Annotated in this window: 27 protein-coding genes; 10 read left to right on the top strand and 17 right to left on the bottom strand. The window is 56.3% G+C overall.

The genetic code is table 11. From position 1 onward, the window contains the following. Window positions 1-18: 18 nt before the first annotated feature. Window positions 19-2,517 carry a copper-exporting P-type ATPase CopA gene (gene copA / locus AC2FAP_RS16845; protein ID WP_422712233.1) on the bottom strand — a complete coding sequence of 833 codons (2,499 nt, stop codon included), beginning with the start codon at window positions 2,515-2,517 and terminating at the stop codon, window positions 19-21. A 108-nt stretch (window positions 2,518-2,625) separates the two neighbouring features. On the opposite strand from copA, the gene cueR reads away from it, so the two are divergent. Next, entirely contained in the window at window positions 2,626-3,036 is a 411-nt protein-coding gene (cueR, locus tag AC2FAP_RS16850; protein WP_014168923.1) for a Cu(I)-responsive transcriptional regulator, read from the top strand. Here the strand turns inward: cueR and AC2FAP_RS16855 are convergent. Both AC2FAP_RS16855 and AC2FAP_RS16860 read right to left on the bottom strand, forming a co-directional pair. Beyond that, a complete protein-coding gene (locus tag AC2FAP_RS16855; protein WP_014168924.1) occupies window positions 3,027-3,485 on the bottom strand; it encodes an NfeD family protein in 459 nt (152 codons plus the stop codon). The two genes, cueR and AC2FAP_RS16855, sit on opposite strands and share 10 nt — an antisense overlap. Then, on the bottom strand, window positions 3,482-4,396 hold the full coding sequence (locus tag AC2FAP_RS16860) for an SPFH domain-containing protein (protein ID WP_449541483.1): 915 nt from the start codon (window positions 4,394-4,396) through the stop codon (window positions 3,482-3,484). The genes AC2FAP_RS16855 and AC2FAP_RS16860 overlap by 4 nt, the downstream gene beginning before the upstream one ends. A gap of 217 nt (window positions 4,397-4,613) precedes the next feature. On the opposite strand from AC2FAP_RS16860, the gene fetA reads away from it, so the two are divergent. Next, window positions 4,614-5,285 carry an iron efflux ABC transporter ATP-binding subunit FetA gene (gene fetA / locus AC2FAP_RS16865; RefSeq protein WP_449541517.1) on the top strand — a complete coding sequence of 224 codons (672 nt, stop codon included), beginning with the start codon at window positions 4,614-4,616 and terminating at the stop codon, window positions 5,283-5,285. Beyond that, the gene (gene fetB, locus AC2FAP_RS16870; protein ID WP_025204831.1) at window positions 5,278-6,060 is read left to right on the top strand and encodes an iron efflux ABC transporter permease subunit FetB; all 783 of its coding nucleotides are present in this window, start codon (window positions 5,278-5,280) and stop codon (window positions 6,058-6,060) included. Before fetA ends, fetB begins: the two co-directional genes overlap by 8 nt. Before the next feature lie 49 nt (window positions 6,061-6,109). Here fetB and AC2FAP_RS16875 read toward each other — a convergent pair whose 3' ends face one another. Genes AC2FAP_RS16875 through tesA form a run of 3 tightly spaced genes read right to left on the bottom strand, consistent with a single transcriptional unit; the run spans window position 6,110 to window position 8,445 of the window. Next, window positions 6,110-6,964, bottom strand: a complete 855-nt coding sequence (locus AC2FAP_RS16875; protein ID WP_449541482.1) for a co-chaperone YbbN — start codon at window positions 6,962-6,964, stop codon at window positions 6,110-6,112. Window positions 6,965-7,022: 58 nt separating this feature from the next. Then, the gene (locus tag AC2FAP_RS16880) at window positions 7,023-7,832 is read right to left on the bottom strand and encodes an SDR family oxidoreductase (RefSeq protein WP_086532865.1); all 810 of its coding nucleotides are present in this window, start codon (window positions 7,830-7,832) and stop codon (window positions 7,023-7,025) included. After that, on the bottom strand, window positions 7,822-8,445 hold the full coding sequence (tesA, locus tag AC2FAP_RS16885) for a multifunctional acyl-CoA thioesterase I/protease I/lysophospholipase L1 (RefSeq protein ID WP_025206538.1): 624 nt from the start codon (window positions 8,443-8,445) through the stop codon (window positions 7,822-7,824). The genes AC2FAP_RS16880 and tesA overlap by 11 nt, the downstream gene beginning before the upstream one ends. On the opposite strand from tesA, the gene ybbA reads away from it, so the two are divergent. From ybbA to AC2FAP_RS16900, 3 genes are all read left to right on the top strand, one after another. Next, complete coding sequence (gene ybbA, locus AC2FAP_RS16890) at window positions 8,416-9,102, top strand: putative ABC transporter ATP-binding protein YbbA (protein ID WP_068795147.1); 687 nt, start codon at window positions 8,416-8,418, stop codon at window positions 9,100-9,102. The genes tesA and ybbA overlap by 30 nt on opposite strands. After that, entirely contained in the window at window positions 9,099-11,513 is a 2,415-nt protein-coding gene (gene ybbP, locus AC2FAP_RS16895) for a putative ABC transporter permease subunit YbbP (RefSeq protein ID WP_449541481.1), read from the top strand. Before ybbA ends, ybbP begins: the two co-directional genes overlap by 4 nt. Before the next feature lie 182 nt (window positions 11,514-11,695). Further along, window positions 11,696-12,841 (top strand): porin, encoded by a 1,146-nt coding sequence (locus AC2FAP_RS16900; protein ID WP_014168933.1) that lies wholly within the window; start codon window positions 11,696-11,698, stop codon window positions 12,839-12,841. Between the two features lie 70 nt (window positions 12,842-12,911). Here AC2FAP_RS16900 and mnmH read toward each other — a convergent pair whose 3' ends face one another. The 6 genes from mnmH to ppiB all read right to left on the bottom strand — a co-directional run bounded on the left by mnmH (window position 12,912) and on the right by ppiB (window position 17,420). Further along, window positions 12,912-13,982 carry a tRNA 2-selenouridine(34) synthase MnmH gene (gene mnmH, locus AC2FAP_RS16905; RefSeq protein WP_219372749.1) on the bottom strand — a complete coding sequence of 357 codons (1,071 nt, stop codon included), beginning with the start codon at window positions 13,980-13,982 and terminating at the stop codon, window positions 12,912-12,914. An 84-nt stretch (window positions 13,983-14,066) separates the two neighbouring features. After that, on the bottom strand, window positions 14,067-15,134 hold the full coding sequence (purK, locus tag AC2FAP_RS16910) for a 5-(carboxyamino)imidazole ribonucleotide synthase (RefSeq protein WP_449541480.1): 1,068 nt from the start codon (window positions 15,132-15,134) through the stop codon (window positions 14,067-14,069). Then, window positions 15,131-15,640 (bottom strand): 5-(carboxyamino)imidazole ribonucleotide mutase, encoded by a 510-nt coding sequence (gene purE, locus AC2FAP_RS16915; protein ID WP_041162452.1) that lies wholly within the window; start codon window positions 15,638-15,640, stop codon window positions 15,131-15,133. Before purE ends, purK begins: the two co-directional genes overlap by 4 nt. A 212-nt stretch (window positions 15,641-15,852) precedes the next feature. After that, window positions 15,853-16,062 carry a YdgH/BhsA/McbA-like domain containing protein gene (locus tag AC2FAP_RS16920; protein WP_013095921.1) on the bottom strand — a complete coding sequence of 70 codons (210 nt, stop codon included), beginning with the start codon at window positions 16,060-16,062 and terminating at the stop codon, window positions 15,853-15,855. Window positions 16,063-16,199: 137 nt separating this feature from the next. Beyond that, window positions 16,200-16,922, bottom strand: a complete 723-nt coding sequence (gene lpxH, locus AC2FAP_RS16925; RefSeq protein WP_185791463.1) for a UDP-2,3-diacylglucosamine diphosphatase — start codon at window positions 16,920-16,922, stop codon at window positions 16,200-16,202. Window positions 16,923-16,925: 3 nt separating this feature from the next. Beyond that, window positions 16,926-17,420, bottom strand: coding sequence for a peptidylprolyl isomerase B (gene ppiB, locus AC2FAP_RS16930; RefSeq protein WP_014168939.1), 495 nt, complete (start codon window positions 17,418-17,420; stop codon window positions 16,926-16,928). A gap of 174 nt (window positions 17,421-17,594) precedes the next feature. Between ppiB and cysS the strand changes: the two genes are divergently transcribed. Beyond that, entirely contained in the window at window positions 17,595-18,980 is a 1,386-nt protein-coding gene (cysS, locus tag AC2FAP_RS16935) for a cysteine--tRNA ligase (protein WP_059305797.1), read from the top strand. 78 nt (window positions 18,981-19,058) lie between these two features. Here the strand turns inward: cysS and AC2FAP_RS16940 are convergent, their stop codons facing one another. The 5 genes from AC2FAP_RS16940 to folD all read right to left on the bottom strand — a co-directional run bounded on the left by AC2FAP_RS16940 (window position 19,059) and on the right by folD (window position 23,554). Further along, window positions 19,059-19,580, bottom strand: coding sequence for a metal-dependent hydrolase (locus AC2FAP_RS16940; protein ID WP_040016810.1), 522 nt, complete (start codon window positions 19,578-19,580; stop codon window positions 19,059-19,061). 72 nt (window positions 19,581-19,652) lie between these two features. After that, window positions 19,653-20,669 (bottom strand): Mal regulon transcriptional regulator MalI, encoded by a 1,017-nt coding sequence (gene malI / locus AC2FAP_RS16945; RefSeq protein ID WP_449541479.1) that lies wholly within the window; start codon window positions 20,667-20,669, stop codon window positions 19,653-19,655. A gap of 84 nt (window positions 20,670-20,753) precedes the next feature. Beyond that, window positions 20,754-22,253: a PTS transporter subunit EIIC gene (locus tag AC2FAP_RS16950; protein WP_014168943.1), complete on the bottom strand. Its 1,500-nt coding sequence runs from the start codon at window positions 22,251-22,253 to the stop codon at window positions 20,754-20,756. Between the two features lie 220 nt (window positions 22,254-22,473). Continuing rightward, complete coding sequence (ybcJ, locus tag AC2FAP_RS16955; protein ID WP_014168944.1) at window positions 22,474-22,686, bottom strand: ribosome-associated protein YbcJ; 213 nt, start codon at window positions 22,684-22,686, stop codon at window positions 22,474-22,476. A 1-nt stretch (window position 22,687) separates the two neighbouring features. After that, a complete protein-coding gene (folD, locus tag AC2FAP_RS16960; protein WP_410383742.1) occupies window positions 22,688-23,554 on the bottom strand; it encodes a bifunctional methylenetetrahydrofolate dehydrogenase/methenyltetrahydrofolate cyclohydrolase FolD in 867 nt (288 codons plus the stop codon). A gap of 310 nt (window positions 23,555-23,864) precedes the next feature. Between folD and fimA the strand changes: the two genes are divergently transcribed. The 3 genes from fimA to fimC all read left to right on the top strand — a co-directional run bounded on the left by fimA (window position 23,865) and on the right by fimC (window position 25,768). After that, window positions 23,865-24,428 (top strand): type 1 fimbrial major subunit FimA, encoded by a 564-nt coding sequence (fimA, locus tag AC2FAP_RS16965; protein ID WP_020885158.1) that lies wholly within the window; start codon window positions 23,865-23,867, stop codon window positions 24,426-24,428. 67 nt (window positions 24,429-24,495) lie between these two features. Further along, window positions 24,496-25,041: a type 1 fimbrial protein subunit FimI gene (gene fimI / locus AC2FAP_RS16970; RefSeq protein WP_020885157.1), complete on the top strand. Its 546-nt coding sequence runs from the start codon at window positions 24,496-24,498 to the stop codon at window positions 25,039-25,041. Between the two features lie 34 nt (window positions 25,042-25,075). After that, window positions 25,076-25,768, top strand: a complete 693-nt coding sequence (gene fimC, locus AC2FAP_RS16975; protein ID WP_020885156.1) for a type 1 fimbria chaperone FimC — start codon at window positions 25,076-25,078, stop codon at window positions 25,766-25,768. The last annotated feature ends 6 nt before the right edge of the window (window positions 25,769-25,774 follow it).

The raw sequence follows: 25,774 nt of genomic DNA on the forward strand, positions 1-25,774 counted from the left end.
CGCGTAGGAGAAGAAGGTTCAATCTTTCGGTTTAAACCGCAACAACCGGTTTGCGTTGCTCACCACGGTAATGGACGAGAGCGCCATCGCCGCACCCGCGACAACCGGGTTCAGCAGCGTGCCGGTCAGCGGCCACAAAATACCGGCAGCAATCGGGATACCGAGCGAGTTGTAGACGAAGGCACCCAGCAGGTTCTGCTTCATGTTGCGCAAGGTGGCTTTTGAAATCGCCAGCGCGTCCGCAACGCCCATCAGGCTGTGACGCATCAGGGTGATGGCGGCCGTCTCAATGGCGACATCGCTACCGCCCCCCATCGCAATACCCACTTCCGCCTGTGCCAGCGCCGGCGCATCGTTAATCCCGTCACCGACCATCGCCACCTGGCGGCCCTGGCTTTGCAGCGTCTTGATGGCATCTGCTTTGCCGTCAGGTAACACCCCGGCAATGACCTCGTCAATCCCGGCTTCCCGGGCGATGGCGTTCGCCGTCACAGGATTATCCCCGGTCAACATCACCAGGCGATAGCCCGCGCGATGCAGGCGTTGCAACGCCTGCACGCTGTCCTGGCGTAGCGGATCGCGAATTGCCAGCAGCGCCGCGGCCTTGCCATCAACGGCAAGCAGAACCGGGGTTGCGCCCTGAGAGGCCTGAGCTTTCAGGTCTTGTTCCAGGGCAGAGGTCTCAACGCCATGCTCCTTCAGCAGTGCCTGATTCCCCAGCAGCAGCGTGTGCCCTTCGGCGGTACCGCTGACGCCTAAACCGCGCAGGGTGCGGAAATTGCTCACCTGCGGCAGGCTGGCATTCCCGGCTTTCTCAATAATGGCGTGGGCCAGCGGGTGGCTGGAGCCTTGTTCAAGCGCCGCGGCGAGACGCAGCGCGTCATCCTGCGTGATGCCTGCGGTTATCACGGCCACTACCTGCGGTTTCCCTTCCGTCAGCGTGCCGGTTTTATCAAACACCAGCGTGTCCAGCGTGCTCGCCCGCTGCAACGCATCGGCATCCCGTACCAGCACGCCAAATTCAGCGGCACGGCCTACGCCTGAGATGATCGACATTGGCGTGGCAAGACCGAGCGCGCAAGGACAGGCAATGATCAGCACCGTCGTGGCAATCACCAGGGTATAAACAATTTGCGGTGCCGGGCCGAAGACATACCAGATAGCCGCGCTCAGCAGCGCGATACCGACCACGACCGGCACAAAAATGGCGGAGATTTTATCGGCCAGCTGACCAATTTCCGGCTTACTGCTCTGTGCCTGACGCACCATGCGAATAATGCGTGACAGCGTGGTATGGCTGCCGACGGCACTGGCGGTGAAAAGCACGCTACCGTCCTGCACCACCGTACCGGCATGAATGGCATCGCCCTGGGCTTTCTGTTGCGGGACGGGTTCTCCGGTCAGCATCGCTTCGTCAAACCAGGCTTCGCCCTGAGTGATTTCACCGTCGACGGGAACGCGGTCGCCGGTGGTCAGGCGCAGCGTCATGCCGGGTTGAACTTCAGCCAATGGGACGCTTTTTTCACCCGCATCCGTCACGACGCGCGCGGTCGGTGGGGTTAAATCCAGCAGGCGTTCCAGCGCTTTAGAGGAGCGCTGACGGGCGCGCGCTTCAAGCATATGGCCGAGGTTAATCAGGCCGATAATCATCGCGCTCGCTTCATAATAGAGATGACGCGCTTCCATCGGGAACCACTGGGGCCAGACGTTGACGCTCATGGAGTACAGCCACGCCGCACCCGTGCCGAGTGCGACAAGGGTGTCCATCGTCGCGGTGCGATTTTTCAGGCTTTTCCAGGCGCTGGAGTAGAAGTGACCGCCTGCGAAGACCATCACGGCAAGCGTAATCAACCCAATGACCAGCCACAGCGTGCGGTTATCGTCGGTGACCATCATATTGTCACCGATCATACCCCACACCATGACCGGGACCCCAACCAGCAGCGCGACGATGGCCTGCCAGCGGAAGCGTTTCATGGTGGCGACGGCCGTTTCCTGCTGGCGTTCACGACGTTTGAGGTCATCTTCGATGGCCTCTGCGCCGTAGCCCGCTTTTTCAACGGCCTGCACTAAATCTGCGGCGGAGGCACTGCCCATCACCAGCGCAGTACGCTCCGCAAGATTGACCCGTGCCTGCGCGACACCCGGTACAGCCTGCAAGGCATTTTGTACCCGGGAGACGCAGCTGGCGCAGCTCATGCCGTTGATCAGCAGCTGTTGGCTGTCATCAATATCATCAGCTACCGGAAGCTCAGGAGTGGCCGCTGTCAGTGCTTCCGACGGGGATGATGACTCTGCCAGCGGTTTAGCCTTTGGGTGGCTCAGCTCCGCCCCATAACCAGCCTGTTTGATCGTATCAATCAGCGCATCCGCACTGGCGCTACCGGTGACGGCGGCGTGATCAAGGGTCACTTCAGCGCTGTCTACATCAGGGCGCTGTTCCAGACTTTCTTTAACGCGTTTGACACAGTGGCCGCAGGAGAGGCCGTCCAGTGTCAGGTCAATAGTGTGAGACATAACAAAACTCCCGTATAATGATCTGGTCAGATGTTGACCGGCATAACGCTTTTCGCTAACTGTTATGAAGGTTAAACCTTCCATCAAGGGGAAGGTCAAGGGGGAAATGTGAATATCAGTGATGTTGCGAAAAAAACCGGATTGACCAGCAAAGCGATCCGTTTTTATGAAGAGAAGGGGCTGGTGACACCGCCGCTGCGCAGTGAAAATGGCTACCGCAGTTATACGCAACTGCATCTGGATGAACTGACGCTGCTGCGCCAGGCGCGGCAGGTGGGATTTAACCTTGAAGAGTGCGGCGAGCTGGTCACCTTATTCAACGATCCGGCACGCCATAGCGCAGACGTGAAAAAACGTACGCTGGAGAAAGTGGCTGAGATTGAACGCCACATTACCGAGTTACAGGCGATGCGTCAGCAGCTTCTGGCGCTGGCGGAATCCTGTCCGGGGGATGATAGCGCCGACTGCCCGATTATCGATAATCTGTCCGGCTGCTGTCATCGTAAGGCTCATGCCTGACAGGCTTTAACCCGCAGGGTTATCCCTTCCACCGCAATGACCTCAACCTGCGTGCCGGCGCTGAGGTCATCGTCGGCCACCACGGGCCATGAACTGTCGCCTACGCGCATATGTCCGCGCCCGTTAACCAGCGCCGTGTCGAGCGTAAAACGTTTGCCGACAATCTGCTGCCCGCGCTGATTGAGGTGGGCGTCGAGCGGTTTCTGCTCTGTCACCTGGCGGTTAAGCCAGCGCCACCACAGCCAGGCGGCCAACAGCGTCAGCACGGCAAATAACGCCCCCTGCCACGCCCAGTCCAGGGGCAGTAGCCAGACCACTAACCCGGTAATGACAGCGGCAACACCGCTCCAGAGCAGGTAACCGTTGCCGCCAAGCATCTCCGCCGCCAGCAATAAGCCACCGAGGCTTAGCCAGAATGCATGAGGATGTGCGACGATTAGCTCAATCATTTTTTGCGCTCTTTTCCGCTGTCTTTGATAAGTTCCGTGATCCCGGCGATGGAGCCCATCAGGCTGCTGGCATCCAGCGGCATCATCACCACTTTGCTGTTGTTCGCGGAGCCAATCTCTTTCAGCGCGTCAGTGTATTTTTGCGCAACGAAGTAGTTCACCGCCTGGATATCACCCGCCGCAATTGCTTCAGAGACCATCTGGGTGGCGCGGGCTTCCGCTTCTGCAGAACGTTCACGGGCTTCCGCCTGTAAGAAGGCAGACTGGCGTTCACCTTCCGCTTTCAGGATCTGCGACTGTTTTTCCCCTTCGGCTTTCAGGATCTCTGCCTGACGTACCCCTTCAGCTTCCAGAATGTAGGCGCGTTTGGTCCGTTCCGCTTTCATCTGCGCGTTCATGGAGGCGATCAGCTCTGCCGGTGGGCGCACGTCGCGGATCTCAATACGGGTAACTTTGATCCCCCACGGGTTGGTGGCCTCGTCGACAATGTGCAGCAGGCGGGTGTTAATGCTGTCGCGCTGAGAGAGCATCTCGTCCAGCTCCATTGAACCGAGCACGGTACGAATGTTGGTCATCGTCAGATTTACGATAGCCAGCTCCAGATTGCTGACTTCATAGGCCGCTTTTGGGGCATCAATAACCTGAATAAAACAGACCGCATCAATGGTGACGTTGGCGTTATCCTTGGAGATCACTTCCTGGGAAGGAATATCCAGCACCTGTTCCATCATATTGATTTTACGTCCAATCCTGTCCATGAAAGGGACAATCAGGCTTAAACCCGGCTGGAGCGTGTTGGTGTAGCGGCCAAAGCGTTCAACGGTCCACTGATACCCTTGTGGGACAATTTTGACGCCAGCGCCGACAATAACCAGCGCAACGAAAATAAGGACAGGTATAACGATAAGCATAAAAACCTCCTGTTTTGCATGCTGTGACGAAGGGAACTGCGTGTGTGTTATGAGTCAGTATATCGGCTATCGGGCTGAAATTCGCCCCTGTAAAGAAGGGGGCGCGACGAATACCGGTAAAACCTTTACTCCAGCCATCGACACACCCTATTCGCGCTGCGTTCGTGAAAGGATTATTCTACGCATGGTTGCAATAAAGGTGGTTACAGGATGCATGATGAACAATAAAAATACGCTCTTGCAGGTCAGGGATGTCGGTTTTCGTGTGGCAAATACCACGATCCTTCAGCATGTCGATTTTTGTCTTTCCCCGGGTGAGTTCAAACTGATAACAGGGCCGTCAGGCTGTGGTAAAAGCACGTTATTAAAGATTGTCGCTTCACTGCTCAGCCCCACTGAGGGCGCTATTCTGTTTGAAGGGCAGGATATCGCGACACTGTCGCCAGAAAGCTATCGCCAGCAGGTCTCTTACTGCGTGCAAACCCCTTCGCTGTTTGGGGACACGGTTTATGACAACCTGGTCTTTCCGTGGCAAATCCGTCATAAAACGCCGGAGCCAGAAAAATTTATCGCCGATCTGGCCCGCTTTGGCCTGTCGAAAGAGACGCTGACTAAATCCATCAATGAATTATCGGGCGGTGAAAAGCAGCGCGTTTCGCTGATTCGCAATCTGCAGTTTTTGCCGAAGATATTGTTACTGGACGAGATCACCAGCGCGCTGGATGAGGTGAACAAACGCAACGTTAACGAGGTTATTCATCGTTACGCAAGCGAGCAGAATATTGCCGTGCTGTGGGTTACGCACGATTCAAACGAAATTACCCATGCGGATGATGTCATTACGCTTGAGCCGCAGGGCGGGAAAATGCAGGAGGCAAACCGTGGGTGAGCATAATATTACGAATACGTCGCTGGCGTTTTCGATGGTGCTGGTACTGATCGCTATTGTGGTGAGCTACCGGGAAAAGCTGGGCCTGGAGAAAGATATTGTCTGGAGTATCTGCCGCGCGGTTATCCAGCTCATTATTGTCGGCTATGTGCTGAAGTATATTTTTAACGTCAACCACGCGGTGCTGACGCTCCTGATGGTGCTGTTTATCTGCTTTAACGCGGCGTGGAACGCGCAGAAACGCAGTAAGTATATCGATAAGGCGTTTGTCTCATCGTTTATCGCCATTACAACCGGGACGGCGCTGACGCTGGCGGTGCTGGTGGTGTCCGGCTCAATCGAGTTTACGCCGATGCAGGTTATCCCTATTTCCGGGATGATTGCGGGGAACGCTATGGTGGCAGTGGGACTGTGTTACAACAACCTCGGCCAGCGATTTAGCAGTGAACAACAGAAGCTGCAGGAGAAATTAAGTCTGGGGGCAACACCGAAAATGGCCTCGGCGGTACTGATCCGCGACAGCATCCGCTCGTCGCTGATCCCAACGGTGGATTCCGCAAAAACGGTTGGGCTGGTTAGCCTGCCGGGAATGATGTCGGGGCTGATTTTTGCCGGTATCGATCCGGTCAAAGCCATTAAATATCAGATCATGGTGACCTTTATGCTGCTCTCTACGGCCAGCCTGTCGACCATCATTGCCTGCTATTTAACCTATCGGAAGTTCTACAACGCGCGCCATCAGCTGGTGGTGACGCAGTTGAAAAAGGCGGGGTGACCGCCTCTTTTGCAGGCCCGGTGAGCGCAAACGGCACCGGGCCTGTTCATCAGTAGAGCAGGGCGTACAGCTGACGGCGGTACGTCGACGCCAGCGCATCGCCGGTGCCCAGCGCGGCCAGGATCTCCTGGAACATTTTCCGCGCCTGACCGTCGGCGGCACCCAGATCGTTTTGCAGATGGCTGAACAGCAGTGCCAGCGCTTCTTCGTTACGTCCCACCTGATGCAGCTGCAGCGCCAGCTGGCTTGCCAGCGCGGCATCGGTCGGGTTATCGGCAACCTGCTGTTGAAGCTGCTGGATCTCCGGCGTATCCGCCGCCTGTTTCAGCAGATCGATCTGCGCGACCAGACCCTGATAACGGGTATCCTGATCCTGCAGTGGAATAGTCTTCAGCACAGCTTCTGCATCGTCGGAACGGTGCAGGGCAATCTGCGTTTCCGCAAGGAGCAGGCCAATCTGGCTGTCCTGTTTCGACAGCTGCCACGCCTCTTTGAGCAGCGGCAGCGCTTCGTCGTATTTGCCTTCCTGCATCAGTCCCATGGCTTCCTGCGCCTTCAGCTCTTCCTCGCGTGGCAGGACTTTATCCAGCAGGGCGCGGATTGCTTCTTCAGGCTGTGGCCCCTGGAAGCCATCAACAGGTTGCCCATTCTGGAACAGATAGACGGTAGGAATCGCGCGCAGGCCAAACTGAGACGCCACCATAGGCTCAGCGTCACAATCCAGTTTGGCGAGAATGAACTGGCCATTGTATTGCGCGGCAAGGCTTTCGAGTACCGGCGTCAGCTGCGGACAGTGTTGGCTACGCTCAGACCAGAAGTAGAACAGCACCGGTTTGGTCATGGACTGTTCGAGGGTCTGTTGCAGGTTTGCTTCAGTAATATTGACGATATTCTGTACGGACATGCGGCCTTCTCTTTTATCGGTTTGTTATTTACATGGGGGTTAGCGACGACGCTTCAACTCAACCGTGTAAAATTTTGTCCATCATCCGGCCCGGCAGCAGGCGTTTTAACCAGCCTACCGCATGGGTTACCAGCGTCACCGGATAGCGCATTTTTGGGTTTTCGCTCTCAAAAGCATGGCGCACTTTAGCGACGACTGCTTCCGGCCCGAGCGTAAAGCGTGCGGCGATACCGGGGTTTTCGACCGGTTTATCCGCCTGGGTCTGGTTAACGTTTTCCGTAAAGCGGGTGCGGATAGGGCCCGGCTCGATCAGGCTGACCTTAATGCCGCTGTGACGCAACTCCATGCGCAGGGCATCGGACCAGGCCTCCAGCGCATATTTGCTGGCGGCATAGGCCCCGCGGCCCGGGGTTGAAATCAGCCCCATCACGGAGGAGGTCATCACAATGCGTCCTTCACCGTGCGGCAGCATGGCGGGGAGCAGGCGCATGGTGAGCTGATGGACGCCAAAGAAATTGGTGGAAAACTGTTTTTCCAGCTGTTCGCGGGTGAGCGTGTCCAGGGGACCATACACGCCGTAGCCGGCATTGTTAAAAAGGCCGTACAGACGGTTGTCGGTCAGGGTCAGCACCTCATCGGCAGCGCGTTCCACGCTTTCCGGTGAGTCTAAATCCAGTAACACACCGGTAAAGCCCAGCCCGTTCATGCGTTCGACGTCGTCGGGTTTACGGCAGGCCGCCAGTACCCAATATCCCTGACGCTTCAACTCGAGTGCACTTTCAAGACCGATTCCGCTGGAACATCCTGTAATTAAGACCGATTTTTGCATAACTTTACCTGTCAGGATCTCCGCTGAATTAGGAGTCATGTTTAACTAAAGGGGCCAGCCGTGTTGCCATCCAGTCGGCAATAAACGGCTGCGCATCGCGATTGGGGTGGATCCCATCGTCTTGCATCCACTGGGGTTTGAGATAGACCTCTTCCATAAAAAATGGCAGCAGCGGAATATCAAACTCGTTGGCAAGCTTTGGGTAGATCGCGCTAAAGGCTTCATTATACCGACGTCCATAGTTGGCGGGCAGGCGAATTTGCATCAGCAGCGGTTGCGCGTTCGCGGCCTTAATATCCTTAAGGATCGTGCGCAGGGTCTGTTCCGTTTGCTGAGGCTGGAAACCACGCAAGCCATCATTACCGCCCAGCTCAACCAGCACCCATCGCGGTTGATGCTGTTTGAGCAAGGCTGGCAGGCGCGACAAGCCTTGCTGCGAGGTATCACCGCTGATGCTGCCATTAATAACCGTTGTCTTACTCTGCCATTTGTCATTGAGCAGAGCTGGCCAGGCCGCGTTGGCCGCCATGCGATAGCCTGCACTCAGGCTGTCACCGAGAACCAGTAACGTGTCCGCTGCCGCCGCGCGGAAGGTCATCAGGATTAAAAACAGGAAGGGCAAATGCCAGCGGAAAACATTGTTGAAGTTCATCGTCTTAAGAAGTCCGTCGGTCAGGGGGAACACGAGCTTTCCATCCTCACCGGAGTTGAACTCGTTGTCAAACGCGCCGAAACCATTGCGCTGATTGGCGAGTCCGGCTCCGGGAAGTCCACGCTGCTGGCCATTTTAGCCGGTCTGGACGACGGCAGCAGTGGAGAGGTCAACCTGGTCGGGCAACCGCTGCATCAGCTTGATGAAGAGGCACGTGCCGCGCTCCGCGCACGTCATATTGGCTTTGTCTTTCAGTCCTTCATGCTGATCCCGACGCTCAATGCGCTGGAAAACGTTGAACTGCCGGCGCTGCTGCGCGGCGAAAACAGCCGTGAAAGTCGCGCCCACGCGAAGGCATTGCTGGAGCAACTAGGGCTTGGCAAACGCCTCGACCATCTCCCGGCGCAGCTTTCCGGCGGGGAGCAACAGCGTGTGGCCCTGGCCCGGGCGTTTAACGGCCGCCCGGACGTGCTGTTTGCGGATGAGCCTACCGGAAACCTCGACCGAAAGACCGGGGATAAAATTGCCGACCTGCTGTTTTCGCTCAACCGTGAACACGGGACCACGCTGATTCTGGTGACCCACGATCCGCAACTGGCTGCCCGCTGCGACCGTCGCCTGCGGCTGGTTAACGGTGAACTGCAGGAGGAAGCATGATTGCCCGCTGGTTCTGGCGCGAATGGCGCTCGCCCACGCTGTTGATTGTCTGGATGGCGTTAAGCCTGGCGGTAGCCTGCGTGCTGGCGTTGGGCAGCGTCAGCGATCGCATGGAGAAAGGGTTAAGCCAGCAAAGCCGCGAGTTTATGGCCGGAGACAGGGCGCTGCAAAGCTCGCGTCCCGTCCCGCCTGGCTGGTTTGACGAGGCGCGTAAGCGTGGGCTGAAGGTGGGGGAACAGCTGAGCTTTCAGACCATGACCTTTGCCGGCGATACGCCGCAGCTGGCGAGCGTCAAAGCCGTCGACGACCTTTACCCGCTGTACGGTGAACTGCAGACCAGCCCGCCTGGCTTAAAGCCGAAACCGGGGACGGTGCTGCTGGCGCCACGTTTAATGGCGCTGCTGAACCTAAAAACGGGTGACAGCATTGACGTGGGTGACGCCACGCTCCGCATCGCCGGGGAGGTGGTTCAGGAACCTGACTCCGGCTTTAACCCGTTCCAGCTTGCCCCGCGCTTGCTGATGAATACCGCTGATGTGGCAAATACCCATGCCGTGCAGACGGGAAGCCGCGTCACCTGGCGCTATAAGTTTGCGGGAACGCCCGCCCAGCTTGACGCGTATGAAAAATGGCTGCTGCCGCAGTTAAAACCGGAGCACCGCTGGTACGGACTGGAGCAGGACGAAGGGGCGCTTGGTAAATCTCTCGAACGGTCTCAGCAGTTCCTGCTGCTTTCAGCGCTGTTAACCCTGCTGCTGGCCGTGGCAGCGGTGGCGGTGGCCATGGGGCACTACTGCCGCAGCCGATACGATCTGGTGGCGATCCTCAAGACCCTTGGCGCGGGCAGCGCCCAGCTGCGTAAGCTGATTGTCGGCCAGTGGCTGATGCTGCTGGTGTTGTCAGCACTCACCGGTGGGGCGATGGGGCTGCTGTTTGAAAAGCTGCTGATGGTCATGCTGAAACCGGTACTGCCTGCCGCACTTCCACCGGCCAGCCTCTGGCCGTGGCTGTGGGCGATTGGCGCGATGATGGTGATTTCGGTGCTGGTGGGGCTTCGCCCGTACCGGCTGTTGCTCGCGACGCAGCCGCTGCGCGTGCTGCGCCGTGACGTGGTGGCCAACGTCTGGCCGCTGAAGTTCTATCTTCCTGTCATTGTTGCGGTGTCGGTTGGGTTATTGGCCTGGCTGATGGGCGGCAGCACGCTGCTGTGGGCCGTACTGGCCGGGGCGGTGGTGCTGGCGCTGCTGTGTGGTGTGGTCGGCTGGGTGCTCCTTAATGTGCTTAAAAAGCTGACGGTGAAGTCGCTTCCCGTGCGGCTGGCGGTGAACCGTCTGCTGCACCAGCCATGGTCTACGCTGAGTCAGCTGTCTGCCTTTTCGCTGTCGTTTATGCTGCTGGCACTGCTGCTGGTGCTGCGCGGCGATCTGCTGGATCGCTGGCAACAGCAGCTTCCGCCGGAAAGCCCGAACTATTTCCTGATCAATATCGCCCCTGAGCAGGTGACACCGCTGAAGACGTTCCTGGCGGAACACCAGATTGTGCCGGAGTCGTTCTACCCCATCGTCCGTGCGCGTCTGACGCAGATCAACGGCCAGTCCACGGAGGGAAATAAGGATGAATCGCTTAACCGCGAACTGAACCTGACCTGGCAGGAGAAACGTCCAGATCACAACCCGATTACAGGCGGCAGCTGGCCGCCGAAAGCGGGTGAAGTGTCGATGGAAGAGGGGCTGGCGACGCGCCTGAACGTCAGGCTGGGCGACAGCGTGACCTTTACCGGCGATACCCAGGATTTTAGCGCTAAGGTCACCAGCCTGCGTAAGGTGGACTGGGAAAGCCTGCGGCCGAACTTCTTCTTTATTTTCCCCGCAGGCGCACTGGACGGGCAGCCGCAAAGCTGGCTCACCAGTTTCCGCTGGGAAAACGGCAACGGTATGCTGACCCGGCTGAACCGCGAATTTCCGACGGTCAGCCTGCTGGATATTGGCGCGATCCTTAAACAGGTCGGGCAGGTGCTGGAGCAGGTCAGCCGGGCTCTGGAGGTCATGGTGGTGCTGGTGACGATCTGCGGCGTACTGTTGCTGCTGGCCCAGGTGCAGGTCGGGATGCGGCAGCGTCATCAGGAGCTGGTGGTCTATCGCACGCTCGGGGCGAGTAAGCGACTGCTGCGCACCACGCTGTGGAGCGAGTTCGCCCTGCTGGGGCTGGTCTCGGGTCTGGTGGCGGCGATGGGGGCTGAGACGGCGTTAGCCGTGCTGCAGACCCGGGTCTTCGATTTCCCGTGGGAGCCTGACTGGCGGCTGTGGTTCACGCTGCCGGTCTGCGGTGCGGTGCTGCTGTCGCTGTGTGGCGGCTGGCTCGGCACGCGATTGCTAAAAGGCAAAGCGCTGTTCCGTCAGTTTGCCAGTTAGTTCAAATCCGTGATAATTACGCACCGGTTTATCTGCTGGTGCGTAATAATTTAGCAGCACAAATCGGTAATACCCATGCGTTTAGTAGCACAAAACATTAAAAACCCGCGCACACAGCAAGATTATTTCCAGTTAATATTCACCTGCTAAATATTTAGCAGCGTGTCTATAAAGGAAAAATAATGACTATAAAAAAATCAGCGCTGGCAGTAACAATTGGCGCAGCAGTGGCATTGACCTCCTTCGCATCTCAGGCGGAAATCACGGTTCTTAAACAAGACCCTCAGGCAGGTAACCCGCTGAGCCGTCTTAACTTTACCGTTGGCGGCAGTATTCGTCCTCAGTTCAACATGATGACGGGCGACGGCGATAAAGGTTCCTACAAACGTAATGGCTTCGACGGCGGCACCCGTTTCCGTTTCGCAGCAGATTACTATCTGTTTGATGACATCAGCTGGATCAGCTACTACGAGCTGGGTGTGAACATTCCGGCGCTGTTCAACTGGGATAATCACTACGCTGAAGGTGCTAACGACACCTCTCGCCGTATGCTGTACACCGGTCTGAAGAGCGACACCTGGGGTACGCTGACCTTCGGTCAACAGAACAGCGTTTACTATGATGTGGTTGGCGTGAAAACCGATATCTGGGACTACGACATGATTGGTCAGGCTCCAGGTAACGGGATCAACGGTGACTACGACGGTTCTTATCGTTCACGCAAAATGCTGAAATATAAGAAAACCGTAGGCGATGCGGATATCTATGCATCCTACCTGTTTGAAGACAGCGAATACCTGCCGGGCAATGGCCTGCGTTACAAACGTAAAGGCGGCGGTTCACTGGGTCTGGATTACCACCTGACCACCGATCTGACCTGGGGCGCAGCGTGGAACTACACCCGCGCGGACATGCGTAACCCGGACAACGGCGACAGCAAATCTTACGACCAGAATATCCTCGGTACCGCGCTGAGCTGGACGCCGGATAACTGGACCTTCTCGGCTGGCGGCGGCTGGTACCAGAACTTCCTGACCACCAAAAAAGTGTCTACTGACAACTACTTTGCCGGTGATGCATGGGGTATTGAATACTTCGCAGGGTACAAATTCCCAATCGATCAGTATGCGGTGAAATCCATCCAGCCTTACTTCATGGGTGACCGTATTGAGTACGTGAATGGTCGTAACTACCAGCGTATCGATAACGGTGTGGGTGTTAGCGTCCAGCTGGACTACGGTTTCCGTGTTGATTACGAACACGTGTTCACCTCCAGCACGGATAACCTGGGCGACATGAACCTGGTGCGTCTGCGTTACGACTTCTAAGTTCAGTCCGCAGGGGAGTCACCCCGATATGAAAACGGCAACCCTGGGTTGCCGTTTTTTTGCGCGTGATTCAGCGATTGAGCCAGTCAGCCACGTCCTCAAACGTTCCGCGATACACAATCTTCTCCGCCTTTTTTGCCAGCTGCCAGGTGTACATCGGGTCGTAATAGTCGTTCAGCAGCGGGGCAAGCCAGCGCAAATGCGCGTCGGTGCTGCCAGAACGTTGTTGCTCCTGCAGGGCGGAATCCAGCAGCGCCGTAAAGTCTGCAAAGCGCTGCAGCCCCAGACGGCGGCGAATGGCAAACAGGCCGTGGTGCAGGTATTCGCTGTACGCTTTCCAGCCCGCCTCTTCGCCAAAGGCAGCAGAAAAATCCGCCCACATATGGTCGAAATACTCTTCACGCAGGCGTTCAAGACGGACATCAAACGGGTCTTCTACCACCACAACAGGTGACTGGACCATGCGGTCGCGCAGGCATTCCGGCAGGTGGTTGGAACCAATCATCCGCCCTTCATCCTCCAGCACCCAGCGTGCGGCCTCTTTTTTCAACAGCACGACGGCGAGCTGATTTTCGAAGCTCGCCTGCGAAAGCTGTGGTGTGAGCGTGCGGCCAAACGACGAGCCGCGATGGTGCGCCAGCCCTTCCAGATCCACGCCCTGCGCGTGCTGTTTCACCAGCAACGTTTTGCCGCTCCCGGTACAGCCGCCGATCAGCACCATCGGTTTTTGCACCTGCTCAGCGGTTACCTCAATCGCGGTCTGACGCAGCGCTTTATAGCCGCCTGCGATCAGCGGGTAATCCACGCCGCGCGCTTTCAACCAGGCCTGAGTGATATGCGAGCGTTGACCGCCACGCGCGCAGCAGAGGTAGCCGGTGGGGTGGGAGAGACAGGCTTCGCGCCAGGCGTTAATGCGCATCTCACGGGTAATGCCTGCGACCAGGCTATGGCCGAGAGCAAGCGCAGCGTCCGGCCCCTGGCGTTTATAGCAGGTGCCGACGGCGGCGCGTTCATCATCGTTCATCAGAGGCAGGTTGATTGCCGCAGGCATCGCGCCCTGGGCGAATTCGATCGGCGCGCGAACGTCGATTAAAGGGGTATCGGATGCGAGGATCGCACGATAGTCCGTTCCATCGTTCATGGTTTTTCCAGAAGAAAACTAAGCTGCAATGGGCGGGGATTGTACGCCGGGGAGGGGGAAGGTCAACTCCCCGGCAGAGGAGTATTACTTAAGCTTTGATTGCGCCCAGATAATTCCGCTCGCGTATTCCGGCGGCAGGAGAGGAATAATCGCTTCCAGCGTGGCGCCCAGACGATCGTTGTCGGTATCGTTCAGGTTCAGGTGACCGACCTTACGACCCGGACGCACCTCTTTGTCATACCAGTGCAGATGCACCAGCGGCAGCTTGAGCCAGTCGTAGTTCAGATCGGTACCGATCAGGTTGATCATCACCGACGGGCTGTTGACCACCGGCTGCGGCAGCGGCAGGTCAGTGATGGCGCGCAGGTGCAGCTCGAACTGGCTGATGGACGCCCCGTTTTGGGTCCAGTGACCGCTGTTGTGAACGCGCGGTGCCAGTTCGTTAATCAGCAGACCGGACGGCGTGACAAAACACTCCATCGCCATGACGCCGACGTAACCGAGTTCGTGCATGATGGCAGAGAGCATCTCTTCTGCCTGCGCCTGCTGTTCAGCACTGGCCTGCGGGAATGCAACGCTGGTACGCAGGATCCCGTCCTGATGCAGGTTATGCGTCAGCGGATAAAAAACGGTATGGCCGTCCTGCCCGCGAGCGCCCACCAGCGAGACTTCACCGCTGAAGTTAATGCCCTGCTCAACGATGCACTCCCCGTAGCAATCGTCCGGCAGCTCGTGAGTGTCATCGGCGCGCAGACGCCACTGTCCACGACCGTCGTACCCGCCGACGCGACGCTTCACAATTGCCAGATCGCCCAGCATTGCGAATACATCCTTCCACTCGCTTTTATCGGACAATAGCTGCCACGGCGCAGTCGGCAGCCCGAGCTTATCGAACAGCTGCTTTTGCGTCAGACGGTCAGCAATAATGGGAAAGACGTCGCGGTTAACGAAGGCATTATGACGTGCCAGCTCGCGCGTCAGGGCCGTTTGTGGCCAGCGTTCAATCTCCGCGGTGATCACACTCTGGTGAAACGGCACGGCTTCCGGTTCGTCATCCAGCCCGACGGGCCACACGGCAATACCCAGCGGCTCACCGGCCTGACGCAGCATACGGCCTAACTGACCATTACCGAGGACGCATACCTGCTTCATGCCGCACCCCGCGGGTCCGGATTGTCCAGCACCTCGTCGGTCTGGGCTTTACGCCAGTCCGCCAGACGCTGATGTAACGCTTTATCGTGAGTCGCCAGGATCTGCGCGGCGAGCAGGGCAGCGTTGGCAGCGCCCGCTTTACCAATGGCCAGCGTGCCGACCGGAATGCCACGCGGCATCTGAACGATGGAATAGAGGCTATCGACACCATTTAACGCAGCGCTTTGCACCGGAACACCCAGAACCGGTACCAGCGTTTTGGCGGCAATCATGCCTGGCAGATGTGCTGCGCCGCCCGCACCGGCAATGATCACCTCATAACCCTTCTCTTCGGCGCTTTCGGCGAAGCTGAACAGTTTGTCTGGTGTACGGTGTGCGGAGACCACTTCAACGTGGTGCGGAACATTCAGGATTTCAAAGATTTCGGCGGTGAACTGCATGGTAGCCCAGTCGCTTTTGGACCCCATCACGATGGCGACACGCGCCGGATTATTGCGGGAAGACATGCGTCTTAAAACTCCTGTGGTGCGAAACACACTGCTTTCGAGGGCACAGAGAATAGCATGTAATAGGGGCAAGGAAAACGGTTGCGCGGTTTAAAACTGAGCCGTTGTGGCTCTCAGGAGATAACAAAACAGACCGCGTTCTGGCGGTCTGTTTTATCAGGCATCGATGTGCTTTGATGTGCTTTTGACGGACGGCACGGTCAGCAGACGTCTTATTTGGTCAGTTCTGCCGTCATGTGAACGCGGTTGTTAAACTGAGCGCTGGTGATTTTGTAAGACGCGCCCTGTTCAGCAGCCTGAGCGGCAATTTTCGCTTCTGCGCGGTCAAGGGTAGAGGCCGTGGCGCTGACGCTCTGGGCGAAAGAACCGAAAGAGATCAGAGAGAGTGCGGCAACTGCAACGAAAGTTTTGATAGATTTCATGGTCGTATTCCTTAAATGTTTTATCTGGGATAGGGCGTGTTGCCCTGATGTGATAAATAATAGGCCGACCACGGGCTGATTAAAATCGAAACAATTTGCCGATATTGTTCAAAAAAATAGAATGATTTTTTGGCGAGTTAAAACGGGAAAGCGATCAGTTCCACACCGTCAGGCGTGACGCTGACCATAGAACCTTCGCTGTGCCAGGCCCCGAGGACGACGCGGTGGGCCGCTTCGCCGTTGGCGGTAAGGGTATGCACATCGGGACGATGAGTATGACCGTGGATCAACCACTGAACGCGGTGTTTTTCCATGACCCTGACTACCGCCTGGGGATTGACGTCCATAATGGCCATGGATTTGCCGCTGTTGGCGGCCTTACTGTCTGCACGCATTCTGGCTGCGATCCGCTTGCGGATAAACAGCGGCAGAGCCAGGAATAGTTTTTGGATCCACGGGGTATGAACCTTAGCGCGAAACGCCTGATAGCCGGTGTCGTCAGTGCAGAGTGTGTCACCGTGCATGATTAACACCTTTCGGCCATAAAGGTCGAGTACCTGCTCTTCCGGCAGCAGCGTCATGCCACTGTCGCGGGCGTAGCGCTTGCCGAGCAGGAAATCACGATTGCCGTGGATAAAGAAGCAGGGGACGCCGGAATCGACCAGCGCTTTAATGGCAGCCGCCATCTCACGGTGCAGCGGGTTGGGATCGTCGTCGCCAATCCAGGCTTCAAACAGGTCACCCAGAATGTAAAGTGCATCGGCACTTTTCGCTTCACCGCGTAAAAAACGCAGAAAACCGGCGGTGATCGCCGGTTCTTCTGTTTGCAGGTGCAAATCTGCAATAAAGAGTGTCGCCACGAATTACTCGCTGACGGTCACGCTGTTAATCACGACGTCTTCTTTTGGAACGTCCTGATGCATACCGCTGCGGCCGGTCGCCACGGCTTTGATTTTGTCGACTACGTCCATACCTTCAACCACTTCTGCGAAGACGCAGTAGCCCCAACCCTGCAGGCTTTCGCCGGAGAAGTTCAGGAAGTCGTTGTCAGCAACGTTGATGAAGAACTGGGCTGTTGCAGAGTGAGGAGCCTGCGTACGCGCCATCGCCAGCGTACCACGGGTGTTTTTCAGACCGTTGTTCGCTTCGTTTTTGATCGCTTCTTTCGTCGCTTTCTGGTTCATGCCAGGTTCGAAACCGCCGCCCTGGATCATAAAGCCGTTGATCACGCGGTGGAAAATAGTGTTGTTGTAGAAACCTTCGCGGCAGTAGTCCAGGAAGTTTTTAACTGTTTCAGGCGCTTTGTCATCAAAGGTTTTGATTACGATATCGCCATGATTAGTGTGGAAAGTAACCATTTTTGCATCCTGTTCCGTTATTGTGGTACGTCGACCCGCGTTTGGGTCATCTATAGGGGCTTGTTATAGCATAACCACAGGATGCGATCACCTTGCATTGTGTGCTGCTTCAGGTTTGAATTACAGGTAGAATAACCGGTTTTCAACCACACACGTGTTTACATGGAATCTTCGATGTTAAAAATCTTTAATACAATGACGCGCCAAAAAGAGGAATTTAAACCTATCCATGCCGGGGAAGTCGGCATGTACGTGTGTGGTATTACGGTTTACGATCTCTGTCATATCGGCCATGGCCGTACCTTTGTTGCATTCGACGTTGTCTCGCGCTACCTGCGTTTTCTGGGCTACAACCTGAAATACGTGCGTAACATCACCGACATCGACGACAAAATCATCAAGCGTGCGAACGAAAATGGCGAAAGCTTTGTTGCGCTGGTGGATCGTATGATCGCGGAAATGCACAAAGATTTCGACGCCCTGAATATTCAGCGTCCGGACAGCGAGCCGCGTGCCACCCACCATATCCACGAAATTATCGACATCACCGAAAAGCTGATCGAACGTGGTCACGCCTATGTGGCCGAGAACGGTGACGTGATGTTCTCCGTGCCGACTGACCCTACCTACGGTCAGCTTTCCCGTCAGGATCTGGATCAGCTGCAGGCCGGTGCGCGCGTTGATGTGGTGGACGTGAAGCGTAACCCGATGGACTTCGTGCTGTGGAAGATGTCCAAAGAGGGCGAACCAAGCTGGCCTTCCCCGTGGGGCGAAGGGCGTCCTGGCTGGCACATTGAGTGCTCGGCGATGAACTGCAAACAGCTGGGCAAACATTTCGATATTCACGGTGGCGGTTCGGATCTGATGTTCCCGCACCATGAAAACGAAATTGCACAGTCAACCTGTGCGCATGGTGGCGAGTACGTGAACTACTGGATGCACTCCGGGATGGTGATGGTTGACCGTGAGAAGATGTCTAAATCTCTGGGCAACTTCTTCACCGTGCGCGACGTGCTGAAATATTACGATGCGGAAACCGTGCGCTACTTCCTGATGTCTGGTCACTATCGCAGCCAGCTGAACTACAGCGAAGAGAACCTGAAACAGGCGCGTGCGGCGCTGGAGCGTCTGTACACTGCCCTGCGCGGTACCGATAAATCTGTACCCGCGGCAGGCGGTGAGGCGTTTGAAGCGCGCTTTATTGACGTGATGAACGATGACTTCAACACGCCGGAAGCCTACTCCGTGCTGTTTGATATGGCGCGTGAAGTTAACCGTCTGAAGTCAGAAGATATGGCGGCGGCGAATGCATTGGCCTCCCATCTGCGTAAGCTCTCTTCGGTACTGGGTCTGCTGGAGCAGGAACCGGATCTGTTCCTGCAAAGCGGTGCGCAGGCGGACGATAGCGAAGTGGCGGAGATTGAGCAACTTATCAACGCGCGTCTGGAAGCGCGTCAGGCGAAAGACTGGGCGGCAGCAGATGCCGCGCGTAACCGTCTGACGGAAATGGGCATCATTCTGGAAGATGGCCCGCAGGGAACCACCTGGCGTCGAAAATAATTCTGGTGCGCGCTGATGCCCTCTCCCACCGGGAGAGGGTGCAAACACTAAAACGGCAACTGGGTTGCCGTTTTGTTTTTACCTCCGCTTCCACCACAACAGCCCCATCAGCACGACCCCTGGCAGCCACACCCACAGCAGTTCCGACATAATCACCTGATGCCCGTAGGGCGTGGTATAGCGTGACAGCGCAAACGGCGCGACCTTAATGACCTGCCACGGTGCAAAGAACCGTTCATCTGACCACGGCCACAGCCAGCCGACGCCTTTTCCCCCGGTGGTGATGGAATCCAGCAAGCTGTGCGACAGCAGAGACACGGTTAAGAACAGCCAGCAGCGGGTCAGACTTGCCCGAAACCATCGTCGGCCCATCAGTACGCAAAGTATCGGCACCACAAAGGCAAACAGCAGGGAGTGGGTAAAGCCGCGGTGGCCGAACACATTGCCGTAGGCAACGCCGAACTTAAACGCCAGCACGTCGGCGTCCGGCAGCATGGCGAGGACGACGCCGGCAAACAGCAGGCGGGGAGGGATGATTTTACGTCCCAGGCCTAAACCCAGACACAAAGGCACTGCAGCGTGGGTGATAACGGTAGGCATTGCGATTATCCATGGCAAAGCAGGGAAATATAGCAGCGAATGGGCGCAATGAGGATGGTGTTAGCGTCTTATTTACGCCGATTCCCGGGCAATAAGCTGCCCGGAAAGGGTGATACGCTGTGTTTGCAGATCCGGCTCTTTTAGCTTGCGGATGATCAACCCCGCCGCCTGACGCCCCGTCTCCTCACTGGCGGAGGAAACGTAGGTAAACGAGGGAGACGTCAGGTTCACGTGCAGCATATCTTCAAAACCGACCAGCGCGACCTGCTGGGTGAGAAACACATCTTTCCCCACGGTGCGCCCCACCTGATGAATGCCGGAGATGGAGCCGATCATCGCATCCGGCGAGTGGCAGAGCAGGGCGGTGATGGTGTTGTTTTTATCCAGCAGCTGGCGGGTGGCGAAACCTGCGGCCAGCGTGTCATCGCTACACGCAGGCGAGTATTCCTCACGCCAGACCAGGCCGTTCTGGGTCATCGCGCTGCGAAAGCCGAGCAGACGCTGCTCGCGGATAAGGCAGCCTTCACGACCCCCAATGTAGGCAATGTTGCGGTGTCCGCGCTCGATAAGATAACGCGCGGCAAGGTTCGCCGCCTGGCGATTGTCGCGCATCACCAGATTGCATTTTTCATCCAGCAGGGATTGAGAGACCACCACCAGCGGCAGCGGGCACTGGCGGATGTGTTCCGGCAGCGAGGATGCCCGGGTATCAGAGGCCAGATAGATAACGCCGGCGACCCCTTGCTGTTTAAACGACAGCAGGCAGCGCTCAAGATGTTCATGGTCGTTCAGCGGCTGGCCGAGGAAAACCATATACCCCTGTCTCTCCAGCTCCTGGACGATGCTCGCCATCATCTTGATGGAAAAGCTGTCGCTAAAGTCGCGCAGGATCAGGCCGATCAGGTTGGAGGTGTTGGCGCGGAGATTGGCAGCGGCGACGTTGTGAACATAGCCCAGCGTAGTGATGGCAGCATTGACCTTCGCGATCGTTGCGTCTGAAATTTTCCCTTTCTGGCGCAGCACCAGCGACACGGTGGAGACCGAAACGCCCGCATGCTTTGCGACATCAATAATGCTGACTTTCTTCAAAACCGCTCCCTGAAATTTACCGATTATCAGCCAGATAAGACAACGTCCCCCAGCGTACAGGAGACGTGTCGTTCAGGCATCTTATTATTTGCCAATCATGGTGGACATGGTCTGGGCGATAAACTGTGCTCTGGCACCGAAAATCACCTGAATACCGTTATCACCGACGAACACTACGCCGCGGGCGCCAAGGCCGTTCAGACCGTCCTTATCAACCGCTTCACTTTTTGCCACTTCCAGGCGCAGACGGGTGATGCAGGAGCCGACGGAGTCGATGTTGTGCGCGCCGCCCAGCAGGTTGATGATCTCTGTGGCGAGTTCTGAATCTGACTTATCGTCCGCACTGGCGGTCACTTCTGTACGGCCCGGCGTTTTCACGTCGAAACGACGGATCACAAAGCGGAACGTGAAGTAGTAAATCAGGCCCATCGGAATGCCGATAATAATGGCGTTCAGGAAGTTGGTTTTGTAGCCGTTAAATGACGGCAGGATCCCGAACGACAGGTAGTCGATAAAGCCCGCAGAGAACGACTTGGCGATATGCGCATGCAGCAGATACATGGTCATGTACGCCAGACCGGCCATGATGGCGTTAAAGACGTACAGAATAGGGGCGACGAAAATAAAGGTAAATTCAACCGGCTCGGTGATCCCCGTCAGGAAGCAGGTGAGCGCCGCAGAGAACAAAATACCGGCCGCGATTTTTTTATTTTTGGTGTGTGCTTCGTGGTACATCGCCAGACACGCCGCAGGCAGCGCGAACAGCATCAGCGGGAATTCACCCTGCATGAACTTACCGGCGTTCTGGTAGCTGTCACTGCTGAAGGATTTGACCCCTTCTTCCAGCATCTTAAACCAGATGGTCTGGTCGCCGTGAATCACCTGACCGGCCTGGGTGGTGTAATCCCCAAACGAATACCAGAAAGAGGGATACCAGATGTGGTGCAGACCGAGCGGGATCAGCGCACGTTCCACCAGACCAAAGATAAAGGTCGAGGCTGCCTGATTATCGCCATTAACCACCACGGAGAGCGCATCGATGCCCGCCTGGATATGCTGCCAGACATACGGCAACAGCAGGCCGAGCAGGAAAGAGAGAAACGCTGTCGCAATCGCCACAAAGCGTTTCCCGGAGAAGAACCCGAGGAACTCTGGCAGCTGCAGGGTGTGGAAACGGTTATAGCACCAGGCGGCGAGAATACCGCAGATCAGGCCGCCGAAGACGCCCATCTGCAACGTCGGGATGCCGACCACCATCGCGTATTTGCCGCCCTGAGACGCCATTTCCGGCGTGATGCTCAAGACGGTGCTGATGGTGATGTTGGTGACAAACACCGAGACCGCCGCCGAGAGCGCGGCAATGCCGGACTCGGATGCCAGCCCCACGGCGGAACCAATGGCAAACAGCATCGGCAGGTTATCAAAGATAACCCCGCCCGCGTTCATCATCAGCGGCAGGTGAAACTTATCGCCAAAGGCCAGCAGCAGGCCCGCAGCGGGAAGCAGTGAAATTGGCAGCATTAACGCGCGACCAATCATCGATAATTTAGAGAGCGATTTAACAAACCCTGATATCAGACTCATGCTGATTTCCCTCGAGTAGCGCTTTTTTTGGCGCTGTTATTGTAAGTAGAACGTTTTAGTAGAACGTTCTACTTATCGTGGGGAAAGAGTGAAAAACGCGCAACAGAATTTTCACTTTTCAACAGATGAAATAGTGATTATTTGAAGTCGATCGATAATTAACCGTGATGGGTGTGGGGAAAATGTGGGTTCCCTCTCCCGACGGGAGAGGGGGAGAGCATCAGGCGGTCACCGTCACGGTTTGCCCTTCAAAGCTCACGGTCTGACCCGCGACAATTTTGCAGCGCTTGCGGGTTTCCACTGCGCCGTCCACCTTAACAAGCCCGTCGGCAATGGCGATTTTGGCCTGTGCGCCGCTTTCGGTCCAGCCTTCCAGCTTCAGCAGATCGCACAGTTCAACGTGCGGATGTTTACCTAATGAAAATGTGGCCATCTTACGCGTCCTCTACGTCGTGGTACTCTTCGCATGCCTGCAAAGTATTCTGAATCAGTGTGGCTACGGTCATCGGGCCTACGCCGCCCGGAACTGGGGTAATGTAAGAGGCGCGAGCCGCAGCATCTTCGTAAACCACGTCACCAACCACTTTCCCGTTTTCCAGACGGTTAATACCGACGTCCACAACGATCGCGCCTTCTTTAATCCATTCACCCGGAATAAAGCCCGGCTTCCCGACCGCCACGATCAGCAGATCGGCGTTTTCTACGTGATGACGCAGATTTTTGGTGAAGCGGTGGGTCACGGTGGTGGTGCAGCCAGCGAGCAGCAGCTCCATGCTCATCGGACGGCCGACAATGTTTGATGCGCCAATGACCACGGCGTTCAGACCGTAGGTATCGATGTTATAACGCTCCAGCAGCGTAACGATACCGCGCGGCGTGCACGGACGCAGACGCGGGGCGCGCTGGCACAGACGGCCCACGTTGTACGGGTGGAAACCGTCAACGTCTTTGTCGGGGGCGATACGTTCCAGCACCTTCACGTTGTCGATGCCGGCTGGCAGCGGCAGCTGAACCAGAATACCGTCGATCGCGTTGTCGGCATTCAGGGTATCAATAAGTTCCAGCAGTTCTGCTTCGCTGGTGGTTTCCGGCAAATCGTAAGAGCGGGAGACGAACCCCACCTCTTCACACGCTTTGCGTTTGCTGCCGACATAAATCTGCGATGCCGGGTTGCTGCCGACCAGCACAACGGCCAGCCCGGGGGCGCGTTTTCCGGCAACTTTACGCGCCTTCACTTTTTCCGCGACCTCAGAGCGCACCTGCTGCGCAATCGTTTTACCGTCAATAATCTTTGCTGCCATCAGAGAGAAGATTCCGTCTGTAACGTTTGAAAGGGGGGATTGCCTGTATTTTGTCAGAAGCGAGCGCCGCTGTCAGTCACCCTTTGCGAGTTTTCATCAGGAGGCCGTAAAAACCCTTCTGAGGTGATGGTCAATTTCTTAGGCAGGATTAGGATGTGACCTGGCGAAATGACAGCGTTTTGACATATTTTAAAATACATTCATGAGCTACTTTGTCTCCTCCGAAATAAGCTTTCAATTAATCAATTGAACGTATTTCTTATTCCCGATTATTCGCGGGAAGGGTTATTTACATTTTAAAGGAATAGACATGAAACTCAGCAACATTGCTTCTACTGTTATTGCTACTCTGGCCCTGGTTGCGGGTGCCGCAAATGCAGAAGATACAGCCACTCCGGTTACCGTAAATGGCGGTACCGTACACTTTAAAGGTGAACTGGTTAATGCTGCATGTTCAGTAAATACTGATTCTTCCGAGCAGACGGTTAACCTGGGCCAATACCGTACCGCGAAGTTCACGAAAGTGGGTGACACCACCTCTAATATTCCGTTCACCATTGAACTGAATGATTGTGACCCGCTGGTTGCGAAAACGGCCGCAGTTGCGTTCACCGGTCAGATCGACGCGACCGACAAAACCCTGCTGGCGGTAACCTCTGGTAACAACGACAACTCCGCGAAGGGCGTGGGCATCGAGATCCTCGACAGCAAATCCACCACCCTGACTCCAGATGGTTCAACCTTCTCTGCCGCGCAGAACCTGATCGAAGGGACTAACACCCTGAACTTCACCGCGCGTTACAAATCAACGGCTGCGACCACCGAGCCAGGCCAGGCAAACGCTGACGCCACTTTCGTAATGAAATACGAGTAATTCCTCCGCACAGGGATGTTCAGGCCTCAGGGAAGAGGCCGTCATACGCTAAGGCCAGGAACGAAGGATGACAAGGACCGGAACACTACTGCTGTTAACCCTTGCGATGGCCTGCCAGGCCTCAGCACATACCGTGGTGATCGACGGCGGCAAAGTTCATCTCAGAGGTGAGCTGGTGAACGGCGGCTGCGCCGTGGCACCCGACAGCCAGAACATGCGCATCGAAATGGGGCAGTACCGAACCAATTCATTTTCCGGTGTGGGCAGTTTTTCCACGGTCAATGTGCCCTTCACCGTGCGGCTGCTGGATTGCAGCGTGGATGTCTCGCGCACCGTAGGCATCCAGTTTCAGGGCGTTACGCCAGCAGAAGATCCGCAGGTTTTTCTGGCGACATCGCGGCCAGGTGAATCACCGATAAGCAGCGGCGTCGGGCTGGCTCTTTTTGACGAACAACAACGTCAGATTATCCCGAACGCAACGGCCGTCAGCTGGTTGCCGGTGAATACCAGTGAGCTTGCGTTTCATTTTAGCGCCCGCTATCGGGCTATTTCCGAACACCTCGTGCCAGGCAATATTCAGTCGGATGTCTGGTTTACGTTGATTTATCCATAACACCTGCGAACACATTATTAAAGGTACGGTTGTGATGAATACTCTAATTAAACCAGGACTGTTTTTATCGTTAATTTTAATGATGGTTTCTGCATGCGCAAATGCTTCCGGCGGTATTGCGCTGGGGGCCACCCGCGTTATTTATCCGGCAGATGCAAAGCAAACTTCGCTGGCGATCACCAACAGCAATAAACAAGAGCGCTATTTAATCAACGCGTGGATCGAAAATGCGAACGGGCAAAAAGAAAAAACCTTTGCCGTGACCCCGCCGCTGTTTGTCAGCGAGCCGGACAGCGAAAACACGCTGCGCATTATTTATGCCGGGCCAGCGCTGCCTGCCGATCGTGAATCGCTCTTCTACATGAACGTGAAAGCGATCCCGTCCGTGAACAAAGCGAAAACGGAAAACAATAACGTGCTGCAGCTGGCTATCCTGTCGCGGATCAAGCTGTTTGTCCGCCCGACAAATCTGCCGATGCAGCCGGAAGAGGCGCTCTCGCAGCTGCGTTTTGAGCGCGTCGGCAACCACCTCAAAGTCAGTAACGCTTCGCCGTATTACATCACGCTGGTCAATATGAAGCTGGGCGGACAGACACTGGATAACCTGATGGTTGCGCCTAAAAACTCGGCGCAGCAGGTACTGCCAGCCGCCGCAAGCGGTACGCTCTCCTGGCAGAGCGTGAATGACTACGGTGCCATTACGCCGGCGCGTAGCGTCAACCTGTGAGCAGAG

It is taken from the genome of Enterobacter cloacae complex sp. 394I7 (genome assembly GCF_057320345.1).